At 68.0% G+C, this 17,063-nt stretch carries 20 protein-coding genes; 16 read left to right on the top strand and 4 right to left on the bottom strand.

Annotated elements, in window-relative coordinates:
* Positions 1-4: 4 nt before the first annotated feature.
* The 8 genes from narJ (at position 5) to ACE3QP_RS12865 (ending at position 5,678) form a co-directional block, all read left to right on the top strand.
* The gene (gene narJ, locus ACE3QP_RS12900; protein WP_374436621.1) at positions 5-703 is read left to right on the top strand and encodes a nitrate reductase molybdenum cofactor assembly chaperone; all 699 of its coding nucleotides are present in this window, start codon (positions 5-7) and stop codon (positions 701-703) included.
* A complete protein-coding gene (gene narI, locus ACE3QP_RS12895) occupies positions 700-1,398 on the top strand; it encodes a respiratory nitrate reductase subunit gamma (protein WP_374436619.1) in 699 nt (232 codons plus the stop codon). Before narJ ends, narI begins: the two co-directional genes overlap by 4 nt.
* A 55-nt stretch (positions 1,399-1,453) precedes the next feature.
* Positions 1,454-2,206 (top strand): peptidylprolyl isomerase, encoded by a 753-nt coding sequence (locus tag ACE3QP_RS12890; protein ID WP_374436618.1) that lies wholly within the window; start codon positions 1,454-1,456, stop codon positions 2,204-2,206.
* Positions 2,207-2,226: 20 nt separating this feature from the next.
* Complete coding sequence (locus ACE3QP_RS12885; RefSeq protein ID WP_374436616.1) at positions 2,227-2,913, top strand: carbonic anhydrase; 687 nt, start codon at positions 2,227-2,229, stop codon at positions 2,911-2,913.
* Positions 2,914-2,976: 63 nt separating this feature from the next.
* Positions 2,977-3,273 (top strand): DUF2249 domain-containing protein, encoded by a 297-nt coding sequence (locus ACE3QP_RS12880; protein WP_374436614.1) that lies wholly within the window; start codon positions 2,977-2,979, stop codon positions 3,271-3,273.
* A gap of 32 nt (positions 3,274-3,305) precedes the next feature.
* On the top strand, positions 3,306-4,346 hold the full coding sequence (locus ACE3QP_RS12875; RefSeq protein ID WP_374436612.1) for a peptidase U32 family protein: 1,041 nt from the start codon (positions 3,306-3,308) through the stop codon (positions 4,344-4,346).
* A gap of 7 nt (positions 4,347-4,353) precedes the next feature.
* Entirely contained in the window at positions 4,354-5,247 is an 894-nt protein-coding gene (locus ACE3QP_RS12870; protein ID WP_374436610.1) for a U32 family peptidase, read from the top strand.
* A complete protein-coding gene (locus ACE3QP_RS12865) occupies positions 5,244-5,678 on the top strand; it encodes an SCP2 domain-containing protein (RefSeq protein ID WP_374436608.1) in 435 nt (144 codons plus the stop codon). Before ACE3QP_RS12870 ends, ACE3QP_RS12865 begins: the two co-directional genes overlap by 4 nt.
* A 17-nt stretch (positions 5,679-5,695) precedes the next feature.
* Here the strand turns inward: ACE3QP_RS12865 and ACE3QP_RS12860 are convergent, their stop codons facing one another.
* Positions 5,696-6,862: a radical SAM protein gene (locus ACE3QP_RS12860; protein ID WP_374436605.1), complete on the bottom strand. Its 1,167-nt coding sequence runs from the start codon at positions 6,860-6,862 to the stop codon at positions 5,696-5,698.
* A 598-nt stretch (positions 6,863-7,460) separates the two neighbouring features.
* On the opposite strand from ACE3QP_RS12860, the gene ACE3QP_RS12855 reads away from it, so the two are divergent.
* The 5 genes from ACE3QP_RS12855 to ACE3QP_RS12835 all read left to right on the top strand — a co-directional run bounded on the left by ACE3QP_RS12855 (position 7,461) and on the right by ACE3QP_RS12835 (position 12,521).
* The gene (locus ACE3QP_RS12855; protein ID WP_374436604.1) at positions 7,461-8,096 is read left to right on the top strand and encodes a hypothetical protein; all 636 of its coding nucleotides are present in this window, start codon (positions 7,461-7,463) and stop codon (positions 8,094-8,096) included.
* A 38-nt stretch (positions 8,097-8,134) separates the two neighbouring features.
* Positions 8,135-9,451 (top strand): caspase domain-containing protein, encoded by a 1,317-nt coding sequence (locus ACE3QP_RS12850; protein WP_374436602.1) that lies wholly within the window; start codon positions 8,135-8,137, stop codon positions 9,449-9,451.
* 171 nt (positions 9,452-9,622) lie between these two features.
* The gene (locus ACE3QP_RS12845; protein ID WP_374436600.1) at positions 9,623-11,632 is read left to right on the top strand and encodes a ribonucleoside triphosphate reductase; all 2,010 of its coding nucleotides are present in this window, start codon (positions 9,623-9,625) and stop codon (positions 11,630-11,632) included.
* Positions 11,633-11,643: 11 nt separating this feature from the next.
* Positions 11,644-11,826, top strand: coding sequence for an anaerobic ribonucleoside-triphosphate reductase (nrdD, locus tag ACE3QP_RS12840; protein WP_374436598.1), 183 nt, complete (start codon positions 11,644-11,646; stop codon positions 11,824-11,826).
* The gene (locus ACE3QP_RS12835; RefSeq protein ID WP_374436596.1) at positions 11,823-12,521 is read left to right on the top strand and encodes an anaerobic ribonucleoside-triphosphate reductase activating protein; all 699 of its coding nucleotides are present in this window, start codon (positions 11,823-11,825) and stop codon (positions 12,519-12,521) included. The genes nrdD and ACE3QP_RS12835 overlap by 4 nt, the downstream gene beginning before the upstream one ends.
* Before the next feature lie 15 nt (positions 12,522-12,536).
* On the opposite strand, the gene ACE3QP_RS12830 is transcribed toward ACE3QP_RS12835, so the two are convergent.
* Together ACE3QP_RS12830 and ACE3QP_RS12825 are read right to left on the bottom strand one after the other, a co-directional pair.
* A complete protein-coding gene (locus tag ACE3QP_RS12830) occupies positions 12,537-12,734 on the bottom strand; it encodes a DUF3079 domain-containing protein (RefSeq protein WP_374436594.1) in 198 nt (65 codons plus the stop codon).
* A 172-nt stretch (positions 12,735-12,906) separates the two neighbouring features.
* The gene (locus ACE3QP_RS12825) at positions 12,907-13,302 is read right to left on the bottom strand and encodes a ribonucleotide reductase subunit alpha (protein WP_374436592.1); all 396 of its coding nucleotides are present in this window, start codon (positions 13,300-13,302) and stop codon (positions 12,907-12,909) included.
* 197 nt (positions 13,303-13,499) lie between these two features.
* On the opposite strand from ACE3QP_RS12825, the gene moaA reads away from it, so the two are divergent.
* From moaA to ACE3QP_RS12810, 3 genes are all read left to right on the top strand, one after another.
* Positions 13,500-14,570, top strand: coding sequence for a GTP 3',8-cyclase MoaA (gene moaA / locus ACE3QP_RS12820; RefSeq protein WP_374436591.1), 1,071 nt, complete (start codon positions 13,500-13,502; stop codon positions 14,568-14,570).
* Positions 14,567-15,565, top strand: coding sequence for a hypothetical protein (locus ACE3QP_RS12815; protein WP_374436589.1), 999 nt, complete (start codon positions 14,567-14,569; stop codon positions 15,563-15,565). Before moaA ends, ACE3QP_RS12815 begins: the two co-directional genes overlap by 4 nt.
* Positions 15,566-15,626: 61 nt before the next feature.
* Positions 15,627-16,109, top strand: a complete 483-nt coding sequence (locus tag ACE3QP_RS12810; protein ID WP_374436587.1) for a hemerythrin domain-containing protein — start codon at positions 15,627-15,629, stop codon at positions 16,107-16,109.
* 188 nt (positions 16,110-16,297) lie between these two features.
* Here the strand turns inward: ACE3QP_RS12810 and ACE3QP_RS12805 are convergent.
* Positions 16,298-17,063, bottom strand: a 766-nt coding sequence (locus ACE3QP_RS12805) for a response regulator (protein ID WP_374436585.1), incomplete at its 5' end; no start/stop codon positions are given.

Genomic DNA, 17,063 nt, shown 5'->3' with positions numbered 1-17,063 from the left:
CACCATGAACGATTCGAAGCCGAACCAACCCATCGCTTACACCCTGCGCGTGCTCTCCGCGCTGCTGCGCTACCCCGACGCCGCGTTCCGCGCGGCCGTGCCCGAAATGCAGGAGGCCCTGGACCGCGAAGCTGCGCTGCACCTGGACCGAGTGCTGGAGCTGCACGCGCTGCTACGACGCCTGCAGCAGGACGACCCCTTCAACACCGAGGCCGAGTTCGTCGAGATGTTCGACCGCGGGCGCAGCACTTCGCTGCACCTGTTCGAGCACGTGCATGGCGATTCACGTGACCGCGGTCAGGCCATGGTCGATCTGACACAGACCTACGAGCGCGCCGGTCTGCTGCTCGACACGAGCGAGCTGCCCGACCATCTGCCCGTGGTGCTGGAGTACGCCAGCACCCAGCCGCCGCAGGCCGCGCGCGAGTTCCTGGCCGAGTTCGCGCACATCCTGCGCGGCATCTTCAGCGCCCTGCGCCGCCGCAACAGCGGCTACGCAAGCGTGCTGGCGGCTCTGCTAGAGCTGGCCGGCGAGCAGGCCGAGGCGGTGGAACTGCCGCCCGAGCCTGCGCTCGACGACAGCTGGGCCGAGCCCGAACCCTTCTCCGGCTGCAGCAGCCCGGGCCAGTCGCGCCCGGCTGACGTGCAACCGGTCCACATCATTCGCAAGCAGCCTTCCACCGCTTCGGGAGCATCAGCATGAGCGCCCTGCACAACTTCCTTTTCGTCGTCTACCCCTACATCTGCCTGGCGGTGTTCTTCATGGGCAGCCTGGCGCGCTTCGATCGCGACCAGTACACCTGGAAGAGCGACAGCTCGCAGCTGCTGCGCAAATCGGGCATGAACTGGGCCAGCAATCTGTTCCACGCCGGCATCCTGTTCCTGTTCGCCGGCCACACGGTGGGCATGCTGACCCCGCACGGCCTGTACGAGCACTTCATCAGCCCGGCCAACAAGCAGATGGTGGCCATCGTGGCCGGCGGCATTGCCGGCAGCCTGTGCTTCATCGGCCTGACGATGCTGATCTGGCGCCGCACCACCGACCCGCGCATCCGCCTGACCAGCCACCGCACCGATCTGGCCATTCTGTGGATCCTGTGGGTGCAACTGAGTTTGGGCCTGCTCACCCTGCCCTTCTCGCTGTCGCACAGCGACGGCTCGGTGATGCTGGCCCTGTCGGAGTGGGCGCAGCGCATCGTCACCATGAACCCTGATGCCAGCGGCATCGCGCACCTGGACTGGCCGTACAAGGTCCACATGGTGCTGGGCATGACGATCTTCCTGCTCTTCCCCTTCAGCCGTCTGGTGCATGTTTGGAGCGGACTGGCTTCGGTGTTTTATGTGCTGCGCCCCTTCCAGGTGGTGCGTGGCCGTCGCATGAACCTCAAGAAGAACTGAGCCTGCCGCAGCGGTCCTTTGAGCGGGCCGCTGCAGCAGTGCAGGAGTGGATCCCATGCTTGTATCCGTGAATGACGTTGTGATCACCGGCGCCGACGAGGCGCTAGACGAAGAACAGCTGCGCCAACGCGCCTACAGCGAGTTGCTGCGTCAGCGTGCGCAGCAACTCGGTTTGCTGGCCGCCGATGACCCCGCCCCCGAGCAGGGTGTGATGAGCGAACAAGCCAGCCAGGCTATCGAGGCCTTGATGGCGCAAGAGTTGGTGGGGCCCGAGCCCGACGAGGCGGCATGCCGGCGCCATTTCGAAGCGAACACACGCCGCTACGCCCAGGGCGAACGGGTGCTGCTGCGACACATTCTTTTCGCCGTGACCCCGGGGGTGGATGTGTCCCTGCTGCGCCAGCGCGCCGAGGCGCAGCTGATCGCCTTGCGTGCCGGCGAAGCCGCCGCCTTTACCGAGGCGGCCCGCACCTTGTCCAACTGCCCCAGCGGCGCCCAGGGTGGTCAGTTGGGTTGGACAACGGCACAGGAATGTGCGCCCGAGTTCGCGCGCGAGGTCTTCGGCCGCACCGAAATTGGCGTGCTGCCGCAGCTGGTGCACAGCCGCTTCGGCCTGCACATCGTGGCCATCGACGCGCGCGAGGCGGGCCAATTGCCCGCTTTCGAGGCGGTGCGCGAGGCGGTGGCGCAGCACATGCGCCAGCAGTTACAGCTCAGCAGCCTGCGCCAGTACCTGAAAACCTTGGTGGCCGGCGCGCGCGTGGAAGGCATCGAACTGGACCGCGCCGAGACCCCCCTGGTTCAATAAGCCCCCAGAGCCAAGACGCCATGCCGGATGAACTGATCGAGCGGCTGCGGCGCTTCCAAACGGACGCCTTTCCGCTGCAGCGTTCGCTGTTCCGGCATCTGGTGGACGAAGGGCAGCACCCGCTGACCCTGTTCATCGGCTGCTCAGACTCACGCCTGGTTCCCTACCTGCTCACCGGTGCCGGTCCGGGGGAGTTGTTCCTGGTTCGCAATGTGGGGGCCTTCGTGCCCCCTTACGACCAAAGCCAGGGCTTCCACGGCACGGCCGCTGCCATCGAATATGCGGTGCTCAATCTGCAGGTCGAACGCATCATCGTGTGCGGGCACAGTCATTGCGGCGCCATCCGCGCGCTCTACGACGATCTGCCGGAAGCAGCGCAGAACCTGCGCCGTTGGCTGGATTTGGGCCGCGAGGCGGCCCTGCCGATGGCGGAGACGGGGGCGGAAGTGATGCGGCGCACCGAGCAGCGCGCCATCGTGCTGCAGTTGGAACGCTTGATGAACTACCCAATGGTGCGGGAACGGGTTGAGGCCGCTCAGCTCAGCCTGCATGGGTGGCACTACGTGATTGAAGACGGCGAGGTGCATGTGTTCGATGTCGACCAGGGGCGCTTCGTGCCAGCAGCCGAGTCGCTTCATGCCGGCACCGGGCCCTACCGCTTCTTGCCCTCCGACGCCATGGATGCCAGCGGCGTGCCCTCGGGCTGACGCAGCGCCTGCGCTCCGCAAGCACGTGCTTCATTCGCTCCATTCTTTTGATCTGCCATGACGGTGAATGCCACTTTCGATCTGCGCCCCTTGGCGCCCCCGCAACGCCATCAACTGGCCTTCCAGTGTTTCGACACCCTGACCGCGGGCGAGTCTTTCGACCTGATCAACGACCACGAGCCGCGCGGCTTGCACGCCCAGTTCCTGCAGCAGCGCCCCGCAGCCTTTGACTGGCAGGTGCTGGAGGCGGGGCCCGCAGCCTGGCGCATCCGCATTCGACGCACGGCCGATGCCTTCGCCCCGACCGTGCACAGCGATCTGGACGCGGGCTGCTGCAACTGCAGCTGCCGCAGCAACTGAACCTCAGCGGCTGCACCGAGCGGCCGACGCACATGGCGAATTCCCACGCTCCTGAACCGTGCAAGCCGCAGCTGGTCTGTCCAGCCGGCTCTTTGCGCGCGCTCCAACTCGCCCTTCAGGCCGGCGCCGATGCCGTCTACCTGGGCCTGAAGGACGCCACCAATGCACGCAACTTTGCCGGCCTGAATTTCGACGCCGCCCAAGTGCGCGAGGGCGTAGCTCATGCGCGCTCGCAGGGTCGCCAAGTGCTGATGGCACTCAACACCTTTGGCGATGCGCGCGACCGCAGCCCTTGGGCGCGCGCCGTCGATCACGCCGTCGAACTGGGCGCCGATGCGCTCATCGTGGCCGACATTGCCGTGCTGGCCGACGCCCGCCGGCGCCACCCGCAGATGCGCCTGCACCTGTCGGTGCAGGCCTCGGCCACCCATTACGAGGCGATCAACTTCTACCGCGAGCAGTACGGCATCGAGCGCGCCGTGCTGCCGCGCGTGCTGACCCTGCAGCAGGTGCAGCACCTGATCCGCCACTGCGCGGTACCGGTGGAGGTATTTGGCTTTGGCAGCCTGTGCGTGATGGTGGAAGGGCGCTGCGCGCTCTCCAGCTACGTTACCGGCCAGTCGCCCAACACTGCGGGCGTGTGCTCACCCCCTCCGGCAGTGCGCTGGGACGAAGCCGCCGACGGCGTGCGCGCGCGCCTGGGCGGCGTGCTGATTGATCACTACCGCCCCGGTGAGCCGCGCGCTTACCCGACGCTGTGCAAGGGTCGCTTCGAAGTGGGCGACCTTCCCAACGATTACGCGCTCGAGGAGCCCACCAGCCTCAACACCCTAGCGCTGCTGCCGCAGTTGATCGAGGCCGGCGTCGATGCCATCAAGATTGAAGGACGCCAGCGCAGTCCAGCCTATGTGGCCGAGGTCACCAAGGTCTGGCGCGCCGCCATCGACTCAGCCTGGGCCGCCCACGGCGGCCACGGCCGCTACAGCGTGCTGCCGGCCTGGGACAGCGAGCTGGCCCGCTGGGCCGAAGGCCAGCAGCACACCCTCGGCGCCTACGACCGCCCCTGGAGATGATGGGCTCATGGAACTAACAGTCGGACCGCTGCTGTACTGGTGGCCGCGCGCCGCCACGCTGGATTTCTACGCCCAGCTGGCGGATGCGCCGGTGCAGGGCATCGTTCTCGGCGAGCTGGTCTGCTCACGCCGTAACGACTTCAAGTTCGACGACTGGCTGGCGCTGGCGCGCGAGCTGCGCGCCGCCGGCAAGGAAGTGCGCCTGGCCACCATGGCCCTGGTGATGAGCGAGGCGGAGCTGCGCGGCCTGCGTCGCGTCTGCGAGCAGGACGAGTTCCCGGTCGAGGCCGGCGATATCGGCGCCCTGCAGGTGCTGGCGCGGGCCGGCCGGCGTCCCTTCACTCTCGGCCCCCACCTGAACATCTACAACGCTGAGGCCCTGCAGGAACACGCCCGCTTTGGCGCGGACCGCTGGGTGCCGCCGGTCGAGCTCTCGCTCGATGCGGTGACGCGCATCAACCCGGAGCCCGGCCCGGTGGCCACCGAGGTCTGGGCCTTCGGTCGCCTGCCGCTGGCGTTTTCGGCGCGCTGCTTTACCGCCCGCCATCACCGGCTGCAAAAGGATGACTGCCAGTTCCGTTGCCGCGACGACGCCGACGGCCTGCTGCTCAAGAGTGGCGAGGGCGCCGCGTTTCTGGCGCTCAACGGCATCCAGACTCAGAGCGCCGCGCTGCAATGCCTGATCGCCCAGCGGCCCGCACTGCAGGCCGCCGGCGTCGGACGGCTGCGCCTGTCCCCCTGCGGCTCGGCGTTCAGCGAGGTCATCGAGCTGTTCGACGCGGTGTTCTCGCACGACCGGGACGGTCAGGACGCGCTGGCCGAGCTGCGGCGCCTGCCGCTGCCCGGCCCCTTGGTGGATGGATTTGCCCGGCGCCTGCCGGGCCTTGTGGAGGCCGCATGACGAACCTGAACCTTCCCAGCCTGCCGCCGCAATGGCGCGCCCGGATGGCCCGCCTGCCCAGCACGCCGCCGTCCTGGCTGCTGGCACGGGTGCTCGACCGGTTGCTGCTGCCGCGCCTGGACGGCGCCCAGCGCAGCGCCCTGCAGGGCCAGATCGTCGAAGTCGAACTGCTGGAGCTGGGCGCACGCGTGCGCCTGCTCTTGGGTGCACGGGGCTTTGCGGCAGCGGGCGACCAGGGCCAGCCCCGCTTGCGCCTGCGCGCCCGCGCCGACGCCCTGTGGCGCCTGCTGCGCGGCCAGGACGATGCCGATCGCCTGTTCTTCGACGGCGCGCTGGCGATGGAGGGCGACACCGAGTACGGCCTGATCCTGAAGAACACCCTGGACGCCATCGGCCCGCTGTGGACAGCGCCGGCCTTCGGCCGTCACTGACCCCGAGCGAAAGAAGCTCAGGGCATGACTTCGACGTACTCGTAGACCGCGCAGTCGGTCAGTTCGCGCCGCAGCGGCAGGCTCAGGCGATTGAACCAGGTCTGCGGGTCGTGGCGGTCGATCTCTTCGCCCATGAAGCGCAGCAGATCGCAGATCGGTTCAACCACGTTGCGGCGATAACGCAGATCGTTCTTGACGTAGCCGAGGTAGAGGTTCTTCATGCAATTGCTGCGGCACCAGCTATGGGCCGCGCAAGCGCCGCAGGGCATGGCCGGCGTCGCCTGCAAGGGGCTGGCTTGCAGCCAGTTGTCCTGCACGCTGCCCATCTGCATCTGCGGCGCGTACATCATGTCCGGGCAGGGAAAGATCTGACCGCTGGGCATCACATTGATCAGGTGCGAGGACACCCGGCATTGGGTGCGGCCGGCGTAGAGCTCCTGCGCGCGCCCCGGGAACAGCTTGTTGCGCACGCAGCCCATCAAGGGGATCAGCGGGTAGAGGCGATCGCTGCGCTCGAAGAAGCGCGCGATCAGCCGGCGCAGCACGGCCTTGCGGCGCTCAATCGAATCGTCGGCATACATCTCGTCGGCGACGAATTGCCAGTACAGATAGTCGAAGGGGGAGTCCGCGGCGACGAGGGCGTCGAGTTCCTCGAAGCCGGTGGCCGGATTGCCCCAGGTCACCCGCGCGGTGACCGAACCGCCGATCGCCGCGCGCACCTGGCGCAGGTTCTTCAACACCTGGCGGTAGATGCCGCGTCCGCGGTAGCCGTCGGTGATGGCCTCGCCGCCGTCAATGGACACCAGCACATTGGAGAGCCGCTCCAGCGCCCAGGGCGGCAGGTCGTCGAGCAAGGTGCCATTGGTCTGCAGCTGGAAGCGCCAGTGCGGAAAGCGCTGCATGACCTCGAGCATCAGCGGCCGGTTCAGCGTCGGTTCGCCGCCGTAGAAGGTCACGTAGACCTCCTTGTGGGCCAGATGGGTGGCGATGAAGCGCTCCAGCTGCTCCAGGCTGTAGTCCACCTGGGTCTGCGAGCCCAGCACCTCGCCCACACCGAGCGAGCAATAGCTGCACTTCAGGTTGCACTTCAGCGTGGTCAGCAATTGCAGTTCAACGCGGTGGCCCAGCAGGGCAGGCTGAGCGCTGCCGGAGCGGCGCTGGAAGTGGACGGGCGTGGCATGCATGGCGCGGCAGGGGTGGCGAAAAGCGGGGGCGGCAGCCTAGCCTCGCGCGGCCCGCTGCAGCCCCGGCGACGGGCTGCGCAAGCCCATCAAATGCAAAGGTATTGCTCAAGGGCAACGCTGAACAAGTCCCTGCGGGCGCGCCGCGATTTTTCGGGAGGCATGGCCAAGGCGCGAGCCGCAGCTCAGGCTGGTGGCCTGAGCAAGGCTTGCAACGCCGGCCAGCGCCCGAAAAATCGATGGCCCGCAAGGGTTTGCGTGATAACCGGCCTGCTCGGTCGTTGGCGTGCTCGGCCGTCGGGCCGCCAGCCCGACCTTCGCCCGCCGCCTACGATCCGGCCGGTTCTCACGCAAACGCGTCCCGCGAGGACTTATTCAGCGTTGCCCAAGGTCAGATCTTGATCTGTGCGGCATCACAGCAGCAGGTTTGACCTGGCGCAAGGACTCGCTGCGGCCCTGTGCGGATGCTCGGCGCATGGCAATGCAGGCGATGCGCTTGGCGACTCCCTCGCAGACCGATTTCTGCGTTGGGCGGCGGCGCGCTGGGTGGCAGCGTCCGATCGCGCTCCTGCTGGGTTTCCTGTGCACCCTTTCGGGCTGCGTGAGCCTGAGCCCGCCCAGCTTTGCGCATATTCACATCGGCCATGTGCTGAGCGGCTGGAGCGATACGCCGCAGCGCCAGGGTCTGCTGCGCATCGCGCTGCAGGATGCGCGGGTGGCCGCCGAGCACGCCGAATATGCCGTCCAAGGCGCGCGCGACCTGAACAGCGTGCGCCTGCACCTCGGCCATGTGGTGCAGGCGCTCGACCCCGCCCTCGAACCCCAAGGCCCGGGCAGCGGCTATGGTCTGGTGCGCGCGCTGGGCGGCCTGTCCGAGCACCTGGGCTACGCGGGCTCGGTGAGCGATGCCAGCGCCGCCCTCAAGGCCGGCCTGCCACCCCTGATCGACGGGCTGCAGCCACTGCGGCGCGAGGCACTGCTGTTGACGGCCCTGACGCGTGAAGGCCGGCGCGTTGCCGACCCGGGCCAGGCCTTGGCCTATGCCCAGGAAGCGCAGCAGCGGTGCCAGGCCTTGGAGACGCAGTTGGCGCAGCTGGGGCAGCGCCTGCAAGCCCTGCTGGCGGCCGAGAATCCGCCCTATAGCCCGGTGGCCGAGCGCTACTTGTTTGGTTTGATCCGCCTGCCTTCGGGCGAGTGGGGTTTCGCGGAGCGGCGCCGCAGCGCCGGGTCTTACTGATGCGGAGCGCGCAATTGGCGCTGGCTGCGGCTCGACTTGTGGCCGCCTGTCTCGGTGCGGCCGCCAGCGCCTACGGCGCCAGTCTGTCCGCCTGCGCGCCGAGCAGCCCGACGCCGCTGACACCGGCCTGCCGCAGCGCCATCGCGGCGGCCAGCGCGGATGAGCTGCTGTTGCACATCCAACCCTGGGTCAGCGAGCGGCTCTACGCGCCTGCGCTGCAAGTGCTAGATGCAGCACTCAGCCAGGCGCCGCAGCACGCGCTGCTACGCCAGCGGCGGCATGAGTTGCAGAGCCTTGCCGACGAGGCCGCCTGGAGCGAACGCAAGCCGACACAGCAGGTTGCGCCGGCCGATGTCGATCAGGCCCTGCTGGAGATCCGCTGCACCCGGCTGGCCGGCGAGGTGGCGCTGGCCGCCTGCGAGTACGCGCTGCGGCGCAACCCCGGCGACGCGCGTCTGCTGGTGGCCCGCGGCGACCTATTGCTGACCCTCGGGCGCGTGGCCGAGGCAGAGGCCGTCTACCGCGCCGCTGCGGCACGGGATCCGGCGCTCGCCCTGGAGCCGAAGATTGCCGCGGCCAGCGCGCTCCGCTCGCCCGCGCCGGGGCCCGGCAAGGCGAGCGACGTCGCGGCCCTGAGCGGCCTGGCCTTGGGTCGCTATCACGCACTGCTGATCGGCATTGACGCCTACCAGCAGCTCGAACCCTTGCGCACCGCGGTCAACGACGCCAAGGTGATGGCCAGCGTGCTGCGCAGCCTTTATGAATTTGAGGTCAGGCTGCTCAGCAATGCGACGCGCGCCGACATCGTCGAGGCCCTCGACGAACTGCGCGAGCGCCTGCGCCCCACGGACAACCTGCTCATCTATTACGCCGGCCACGGCTGGCTGGACACCGAGGCCGACAAAGGCTTCTGGCTGCCGGTTGACGCGCGCGCGGACCGGCGCACGCAATGGGTGTCCAACGACACGGTGCGCGACGCCTTGCGTGCGTTGAAGGCCAAGCATGTGCTGGTGGTGGCGGACAGCTGCTTTTCGGGGGCACTGACCCGCGGTGCGCTGCCCCGCGCGAACCGGGGCCGCGACTATGTGGAAAGAATGGCACGGCAGAAGGCGCGGCAGGTATTGAGCTCGGGAGGCTTGGAGCCCGTGGCCGACTCCAGCGGCAGCGGCCACTCGCCCTTTGCCGCGGCCTTGATCGGCGCGCTACGCGCCAATGCCGGCGTACTCGATGCCAGCAGCCTGTTCACCGAACTGCGGCGCCCCGTGGCGCTGAATTCAGACCAGGTGCCGCAATTCGCCGACATCCGCATGGCCGGGCATGAGGGCGGCGACTTTCTGTTCGTGCGGCGCAAGTAGCGGCCGCCGTGGGACACCCACGGCGCGCGTATGTCACAAACCGAAACAGCTTCGCAGTCGCACCGCCCACGCTTCTTGATCTGGTTCAAGGGCGGAAGGCACTGGGGTACAGACACTGCAAAACACTAGATGTAGCGCTTTCAAATTACCCAAGACACTACCGGTAGTTACATGTCCACGCCTCACCCGCAAGTTCTGAAGCGCGACGGCCGCCCGCAGTCCTTTGATGCCGAGAAGATCGTCCGGGCCATCGCCAAAGCCGGTCGGGCCAGCGGCGAGTTCGATGCCGCAGAGGCGGCGCGGTTGACCCGCGAGGGCGTGCTGCCACGTCTGCGGGACCTGCCAGTGCCTGGCATCGAGCAAATCCAGGATGCCGCCGAGGCCAGCCTGTTCGACGCCGGCTGGCGGCAGACGCTGCGCGCCTACACCGTCTATCGCGAGCAGCATCAGCGCCTGCGCGACGCGCAGCAGTCTTTGGTGGACGTGCAAGCCACGATGGACGAGTACCTGCAGCAGCGTGACTGGCGCATCCAGGCCAATGCCAACCAGGGCTGGAGTCTGGGCGGCCTGATCTTGAACGTCTCCGGCAAGGTGGTGGCCAACTATTGGCTGAACCATGTCTACCCGCCGGCCGTTGGCCAGGCGCACCGCGAGGCCGACCTGCACATCCACGACCTCGACATGCTCAGCGGTTACTGCGCCGGCTGGAGCCTGCGTACCCTGCTGCACGAGGGCCTGAACGGCGTGCCCGGCAAGGTTGAGGCCGGGCCGCCCAAGCATTTGTCGAGCGCGGTAGGACAAATCGTCAACTTCCTCGGCACCCTGCAGAACGAATGGGCCGGCGCGCAGGCCTTCTCCAGCTTCGACACCTACCTCGCCCCCTATGTGCGCAAGGACAAGCTGAGCTATGCGCAGGTGCGGCAGTGCCTCCAGGAGCTGATCTACAACCTCAATGTGCCTTCGCGCTGGGGCACCCAGACGCCATTCACCAACCTGACCTTCGACTGGAGCTGCCCAGCCGACCTGCGCGAACAGGTGCCGGTGATCGCCGGTGAGGAGCAGCCCTTCTGCTACGGCGAATTGCAGGCCGAGATGGACCTGATCAACCGCGCCTATATCGAGGTCATGACGGCCGGCGACGCCAAGGGCAGGGTGTTCACCTTCCCGATCCCAACCTACAACATCACCAAGGACTTCGACTGGGAACACCCGAACACCGAGGCCTTGTTCGAGATGACGGCCAAGTACGGCCTGCCCTACTTTCAGAACTTCCTGAACTCGGAGCTGGAGCCGCAGATGGTGCGCTCGATGTGCTGCCGCCTGCAGCTCGACCTGCGCGAGTTGCTCAAGCGCGGCAACGGCCTGTTCGGTTCGGCCGAGCAGACCGGCTCCCTGGGCGTGGTGACGGTGAACTGCGCGCGCCTGGGTTACCTGTTTGCGGGCGACGAGCCCGCGCTGCTGGCGCGCCTGGACGAGCTGCTGCAACTGGGCCGCGACAGCCTGGAAATCAAGCGCAAGCTCGTCCAGCGCCTGATCGACCAAGGCCTGTTTCCCTACACAAGGCGCTACCTGCGCACCCTGCGCAACCACTTCTCCACGCTGGGCGTGAACGGCATCAACGAGATGATCCGCAACTTCACGCGCGATGCCCACGACATCACGACGCCCGCGGGCCATGCGTTTGCCCTGCGCCTGCTCGACCATGTGCGGGCGCGCATGGTCGAGTTCCAGGAGCAAACCGGCCACCTCTACAACCTGGAGGCCACGCCGGCCGAGGGCACCACCTACCGCTTCGCCAAGGAAGACCGGCGCCGCTGGCCCAACATCCTGCAGGCCGGTGCGCAGGCCAAGCCGTACTACACGAACAGCTCGCAGCTGCCCGTCGGCTACACCGACGATCCCTTCGAGGCGCTAGAGCGTCAGGACGAGTTGCAGCGCAAGTACACCGGCGGCACGGTGCTGCACCTGTATATGAGCGAACGCATCAGCTCCAGCCTCGCCTGCCGTGAGCTGGTGCGCCGCGCGCTCACCCACCATCGCCTGCCCTACATCACTGTCACACCGACCTTCTCGATCTGCCCAACTCATGGCTATCTGGCCGGGCAGCACGAGTTCTGCCCCCGCTGTGACGAAGAGCGACTCGCGCGCAAGCGCCGCTCCAACCAGCCACAACCTGCCTGAAGGAGAACACCGTGAATGCTGTCATCGAAACTCAAGAAGAAGCCCTCACGCTGCGCGACGAGGAACGCCAGCGCTGTGAGGTCTGGACCCGTGTGATGGGCTACCACCGGCCGGTGGCCTCGTTCAACATCGGCAAGCAGGGCGAGTTCGGTGAGCGGCTCGCCTTCGAAGAGGGACGCATCGGCCCAGCATGAGCGCCGATCGCCTGGCCGTCGCCGGCCTGCAGGCCTTCAGCACCCTGGACTACCCCGACCAGCTGGCCGCGGTGGTCTTTTTGCAGGGCTGCCCCTGGCGCTGCGGGTACTGCCACAACCCCCATCTGCAGGCGCGGGGCGCCGGCGCGGGGCCGCGCTGGGCGACGCTGCGCGAGTGGTTGGCGCGGCGCCTGGGGCGGCTCGATGCCGTGGTGTTCAGCGGCGGCGAGCCCTCCCTCGACCCGGCACTGCCGGCCGCTCTGGCGGAGCTGCGCGCCATGGGTTACCGCATCGGCTTGCACAGCGCAGGGCTGGCACCGCGCCGCTTCGCCGCCCTGCTGCCCCTGATCGATTGGGTCGGGCTTGATGTGAAAGCGGCGCCGAGTGACGACGCCCTGCACGCGCGCATCACCGGCAGCCCCGCAGCGGCGCGCGCGCTGCGCGCCTCACTGGCAGCGCTGCAGCGCAGCGGTGTCAGTTACGAGCTGCGCAGCACCGTGCACCCGGAGTGGTTCTCGGATGCCGACCTGCTGCGCCTGGTCGCAGAGCTGCGCGACGCGCCCAACCATGTGCTGCAGGTGGCCCGACGGCCAGACGGTGCCGGTTGCTGGCGTGAACCTCCGAACTTTCCGTCATCCACCGTGCTTGCAGCAGCGCGCTCTATCCGCCCCGACCTGCTGGCACGAACCGCATGAGCCAGGCCGTTCGGATCAGCGTGGATCTGGCATCACATCGGCCAGATCCTCGAAGCCCGGCTCCTTGAACCACTCAGCCCCCAGCAATTCAGCTGGATGCTGGGTGCGGTCGCTGCCATTGCCGCAGCGCAGATCGTCGGCACTGCAGTATTGGTCGCAGCCCCAGCACAGGCGCTCCGGGTGCGCGGGGGCGATCGGGAAGCGCTTGCGCATCCGCTGCGCCTCAGAGACTGTGAATGAATCCGACGCGCCCGAACGGGCGTTCCAAACGGTGTCGATCTAGGCGCAAAGCACAGCCATAGCTCGGGCAATGGCGAGCATTTGCAACGACGAGCGGCGCCGTTTGGGGCGCACGAGCGGGAGTGGCGGATTTGTTCACAGGCTCTCAGCGCGCCAGATGCACCGCGTCGCCGGCCGTGTTGAAGGGAATCAGTCCGCCCAGTTCGCCGGTTTCGACGCGCTGAACCAGCAGATCCAGCACGCGCTGCACCTCGGTCGCGTCGATGTGGCCGGCCAGCGCCGCAGCAAACATCAGTGTCCAGGGCGGCCCGGCCTGTGCCGCCTCACTCTTCAGCGCTGCAAAGTCCACCAGCTCGGTAGGATCCTTGTCCACGCACATCAAGGGCCGCAGCACGCCGCCTTCCCCGGCCGCATGGGCCGCGCGCTGCGCGGCATTGGCATCCGGCTCGCATTCGGCGGCGGCAAACACCATCAGCAGGCGCTGCGGCTCGGGCTGGGCGCGGGCGGCAGCGAGCAGATCGTCAAAGCAGGCAATTTCCATGGGCGTAGAGGGTAGCCAACTAGCCCCGCCTTGGGCGGCACAGGTGAACGAGGCCGGGATCGGCCGAAAGGAGTAGGGCACGGCGGCTTGCCTCCTGCCACGGCCCAATAGGCAGCCGCCGATGCGCTGCCAAGAATCGGCGCATGAGCCTGTCCGTGCCACCGTCTGTGTCTCCGCTTGTGCTTCCAATGCACTGGATGAAGCGCCAGCGCCCGAGCGCCCCAGCGGCCGAAGCGGGGCAGCCCCTGCGGGATCGGCGGCAGCGCCCTTGGCGCGACCTGCGCATTTCGCTTACCGACCGCTGCAACTTCCGCTGCAGCTACTGCATGCCGCGCAGCCGCTTCGGCCCGGGGCATCGGTTTCTGCCGCAGACGCAGCTGCTGAGCTTCGAAGAGGTCACCCAGGTGGCGCAAGAGGCCTTGCAGCTGGGCGTGAACACCCTGAGGCTGACCGGCGGCGAGCCCCTGCTGCGCCGCGACTTGCCGCAGTTGGTGCGGCAACTGGCGGCACTGCGCACCCCTGCGGGCGCGGCGCCCGATCTGGCACTCACCACCAATGGCAGCCTGCTGACCGCGCTGGCGGAGCCCTTGCGCGCCGCCGGCCTACAGCGCCTAACCGTGAGCCTGGATGCGCTCGACCCCGAACTGTTCGGGCAGATGAACGCGGTGGGCTTCCCGGTGACCCAGGTGCTGCGCGGCCTGGAGGCCGCCCAGCGCGCCGGCTTCGATCGCGTCAAGGTCAATATGGTGGTGCGCAAGGGCCTGAACGATCACCAGGCCCTGCCCATGGCCGCGCACTTCCGCAACACCGGCATGGTGCTGCGCTTCATCGAGTTCATGGACACCGGCAGCCACAACAGCTGGCAGTGCGACGAGGTACTGCCCAGCCGCGAGCTGCGCGAGCGCCTGCACGCCCACTGGCCGCTGCGGCCGCTGGAGGCCACGCGCAGCGGCGAAACCGCTGAACGCTGGGCCTATGCCGATGGGGCCGGTGAAGTCGGTTTCATCAGCAGCGTCAGCCAGGCCTTCTGTGGCGACTGCACGCGGGCCCGGCTGACGGCCGACGGGCGTCTGTTCACCTGCCTGTTCGGAAGCTTCGGGCACGATCTGCGCCCGCTGCTGCGCGGTGCGCAGGGTGGCCCGGCCGAGCTGCGCGAGCGCCTCAGCGCCATTTGGCGCATGCGTGCCGACGCCTATTCCGAACAACGTGAACAGCTGCGCGCCACACAAACGACCACACGCGCCGAGATGCACGAGCTGGGCGGATGAACCCGGTACCTCCTCACCAGCCCCCGCTGGCGCCGCCGCCGCCGCGTCCGAGCCCGCCGGCGGCGGCGCCGCCCAGCTGCTGCGCCGGCCTGTTCCAGACCGTGCTGCACGGCTGGCAAGACCGCTTCCCGCTGCGCAGCTCGCCCTTTTATGTGATGGCCGCCAGCAGCGGCGCCACGCCACGCGAGCTGCTGGCCACCTGCGAGCGCCTACAGCGCAGCGGCGCACTGCAGCCCATCCGCGCGCACTGGGGCCCGGCGCTGCGGCGTGAGCGCTGGCGCCTGGGCTTTCACGCAGCGCCCCGCGCCACGAGGCCCCAAGCAGAGCCGCCAGAAAAGAGCTTGGCCGAAGAGCTACTTGCCCTGCCAGGCTGCATGCGCCTTGAGCACGGGACTGACCAGAACGGTCATGCCCAGCTGTGGGTGGAATTGGAAGCCCTTGACGAGCTGCGACTGCAGCATCAGCTGGACCGGCTAAGCCTAGCGCCTCAGTACCGGCTGCGCCTTCAGACCGTGCAGGACACGCGGCCTGGCCCCTACGACGATGAGGCGCTGGCCAGTCTTGTCGAGCGAGGCTTGCCCTTGAGCGCAGGCCCTTACGAGCGCTGCGCGCAGTTGTTGGGCCGCAGTGAGCGTCAGGTACTCGCTGCTTTGCGCAATTGGCAGCGCGACGGGCAACTCGCCCACCTAAGCCTGGCTCCCACGCCCACCCGCAGCACGCGAGTGGGGGTTCTGGCGCTTTGGAGCACCGCTATACCCGGCAGCGCCTGCTTGCACGCCTTGCAGCTGCATCAAGGGCTGCAGCGCCTGCTGCCCGCCGAGCCCACCCCGCAATGGCCCTGGCGCTTCGGTTTGGTGCTCGAGGCCGCGCAGACCTTGGCCGACCACCAACTCAACGCGCTGCTCGCACAGGCCGGCCTCTGTGAGCCGCCCGATCTGCGTGTGAGCCTTCGCATCGAGCGCCCGCGCGAGGGCGCACTGCTGTTTGGCATCTGAGCGCTACCGCCCTACTCCGCCTGCGCCCTGGTGCGCAGCGCCCACTGTGCAGGAGACCGAGATGGACCCAATTTCCGAACAAGATGGCTCGCAAGACTGGGCCACCGTACCCATAGCCACACTCATCGAACACATCCTGGCTCGATACCACAGGGTGCACCGGCAGCAACTGGCCGAGCTGATCCCCCTGGCGCGGCGGGTGGAGTCCGTGCACGCCGAGCACCCAGCGTGCCCGCTGGGCCTGGCAGAACATCTAGACACCATGGCTCACGAGTTGGAAAGCCACATGCAGAAAGAGGAGCGGATCCTCTTTCCTTTGCTGGAGCAGGGCCTGCCGGCGGCCGGTTTGCCGCCGGTCATGGTCATGCGCCAAGAACATGAGCTACATCTCAAAGCCCTTGAGCGCCTAATGGAACTGGCGCGCCAGCTTGAAGTCCCCGAGGGTGCTTGCAAGAGCTGGCAGAACCTGCTGATCGGCTTGGGCGCACTGCGCAGCGATCTGCTGGCGCACATGAAGCTGGAAAACGAAGTGTTGTTCGTTTAGGGATGCGCTGAATCAGTCCCCGCAGGTGTGCGCACCCGGAGCCAGGATGAATCGCCAAGCACAGCCATAGCCCCAGCTATGGCGAGCATTTGCAACGCCGCGATGCGCCCGCATGTAGGGTGGGCGCGTTGAGAGGGAGTTGTTCAGCGGTGCCACATGCGCCGTTCGACTGGGGGTTCACAGCACCCTCAAACAATCGGCTGGCCCTGGCGGGCCCGCTCGATGCACTCGATCAGGCGCTCTTCGGGGTAGGGCTTGCCCAGCAGCAGGGTGACGCCGGCGGCATCGGCCGCGGCTTTGCGGTCGTCGGCCGAGGTGATCATGATCACCGGCAAGTCTGCAATGGCGGGCGTGGCGCGCACATGGCGCGTGAGGTCAAAGCCGTCCATGCCGGGCATTTCGACGTCGGTGATGAGCACATGGGGCGGCTCGGCGGCGATGAACTCGATGGCCTGCTCAGCCGATTCGGCCAGCACCACCTTGTAGCCCTGCGGGATGAGCAGGCGGTTGGTCTTGACGCGCACGACCTTGGAGTCGTCCACCACCATGACGATGGTGTCCTGCGGGCTCAGGGGTGTGCGCGGAGCCGCGAGGGCAGCCGCTGCCGCGGCTTCGGCGGCTTCGCGCTCGGCCTGGGCTCGGGCGGCCGCTTCGGCAGCTTCACGCTCGGCCTGCGCACGGGCGGCCGCTTCGGCGGCTTCGCGCTCGGCCTGGGCTCGGGCGGCCGCTTCGGCAGCTTCACGCTCGGCCTGTGCACGGGCGGCCGCTTCGGCGGCTTCACGCTCGGCCTGGGCTCGGGCTGCCGCCTCGGCGGCTTCGCGCTCGGCCTGGGCTCGGGCTGCCGCCTCGGCGGCTTCGCGCTCGGCCTGGGCTCGGGCGGCCGCTTCGGCAGCTTCACGCTCGGCCTGGGCAGGGGCTGCTGCTTCGGCGGCTTCGGCAGCTTCGCGTTCGGCC

The organism is Inhella sp., assembly GCF_041912635.1.
Taxonomy (GTDB): domain Bacteria; phylum Pseudomonadota; class Gammaproteobacteria; order Burkholderiales; family Burkholderiaceae_C; genus Inhella.
The sequence above is the reverse complement of the archived record's forward strand: the minus strand, read 5'-3'. Positions and strand labels throughout refer to the sequence as shown.

What these genes read in the sequence shown, in the direction of transcription:
- ACE3QP_RS12810 (WP_374436587.1), top strand. Translation starts at nt 15,627, where the DNA reads ATGGACCCAATTTCCGAACAAGATGGCTCGCAAGACTGGGCCACCGTA.
- ACE3QP_RS12860 (WP_374436605.1), bottom strand. Translation starts at nt 6,862, where the DNA reads ATGCATGCCACGCCCGTCCACTTCCAGCGCCGCTCCGGCAGCGCTCAG.
- narJ (WP_374436621.1), top strand. Translation starts at nt 5, where the DNA reads ATGAACGATTCGAAGCCGAACCAACCCATCGCTTACACCCTGCGCGTG.
- ACE3QP_RS12825 (WP_374436592.1), bottom strand. Translation starts at nt 13,302, where the DNA reads ATGGAAATTGCCTGCTTTGACGATCTGCTCGCTGCCGCCCGCGCCCAG.
- ACE3QP_RS12835 (WP_374436596.1), top strand. Translation starts at nt 11,823, where the DNA reads ATGAGCGCCGATCGCCTGGCCGTCGCCGGCCTGCAGGCCTTCAGCACC.
- ACE3QP_RS12865 (WP_374436608.1), top strand. Translation starts at nt 5,244, where the DNA reads ATGACGAACCTGAACCTTCCCAGCCTGCCGCCGCAATGGCGCGCCCGG.
- ACE3QP_RS12875 (WP_374436612.1), top strand. Translation starts at nt 3,306, where the DNA reads ATGGCGAATTCCCACGCTCCTGAACCGTGCAAGCCGCAGCTGGTCTGT.
- narI (WP_374436619.1), top strand. Translation starts at nt 700, where the DNA reads ATGAGCGCCCTGCACAACTTCCTTTTCGTCGTCTACCCCTACATCTGC.
- ACE3QP_RS12815 (WP_374436589.1), top strand. Translation starts at nt 14,567, where the DNA reads ATGAACCCGGTACCTCCTCACCAGCCCCCGCTGGCGCCGCCGCCGCCG.
- ACE3QP_RS12845 (WP_374436600.1), top strand. Translation starts at nt 9,623, where the DNA reads ATGTCCACGCCTCACCCGCAAGTTCTGAAGCGCGACGGCCGCCCGCAG.
- moaA (WP_374436591.1), top strand. Translation starts at nt 13,500, where the DNA reads ATGAAGCGCCAGCGCCCGAGCGCCCCAGCGGCCGAAGCGGGGCAGCCC.
- ACE3QP_RS12885 (WP_374436616.1), top strand. Translation starts at nt 2,227, where the DNA reads ATGCCGGATGAACTGATCGAGCGGCTGCGGCGCTTCCAAACGGACGCC.
- ACE3QP_RS12830 (WP_374436594.1), bottom strand. Translation starts at nt 12,734, where the DNA reads ATGCGCAAGCGCTTCCCGATCGCCCCCGCGCACCCGGAGCGCCTGTGC.
- ACE3QP_RS12890 (WP_374436618.1), top strand. Translation starts at nt 1,454, where the DNA reads ATGCTTGTATCCGTGAATGACGTTGTGATCACCGGCGCCGACGAGGCG.
- ACE3QP_RS12870 (WP_374436610.1), top strand. Translation starts at nt 4,354, where the DNA reads ATGGAACTAACAGTCGGACCGCTGCTGTACTGGTGGCCGCGCGCCGCC.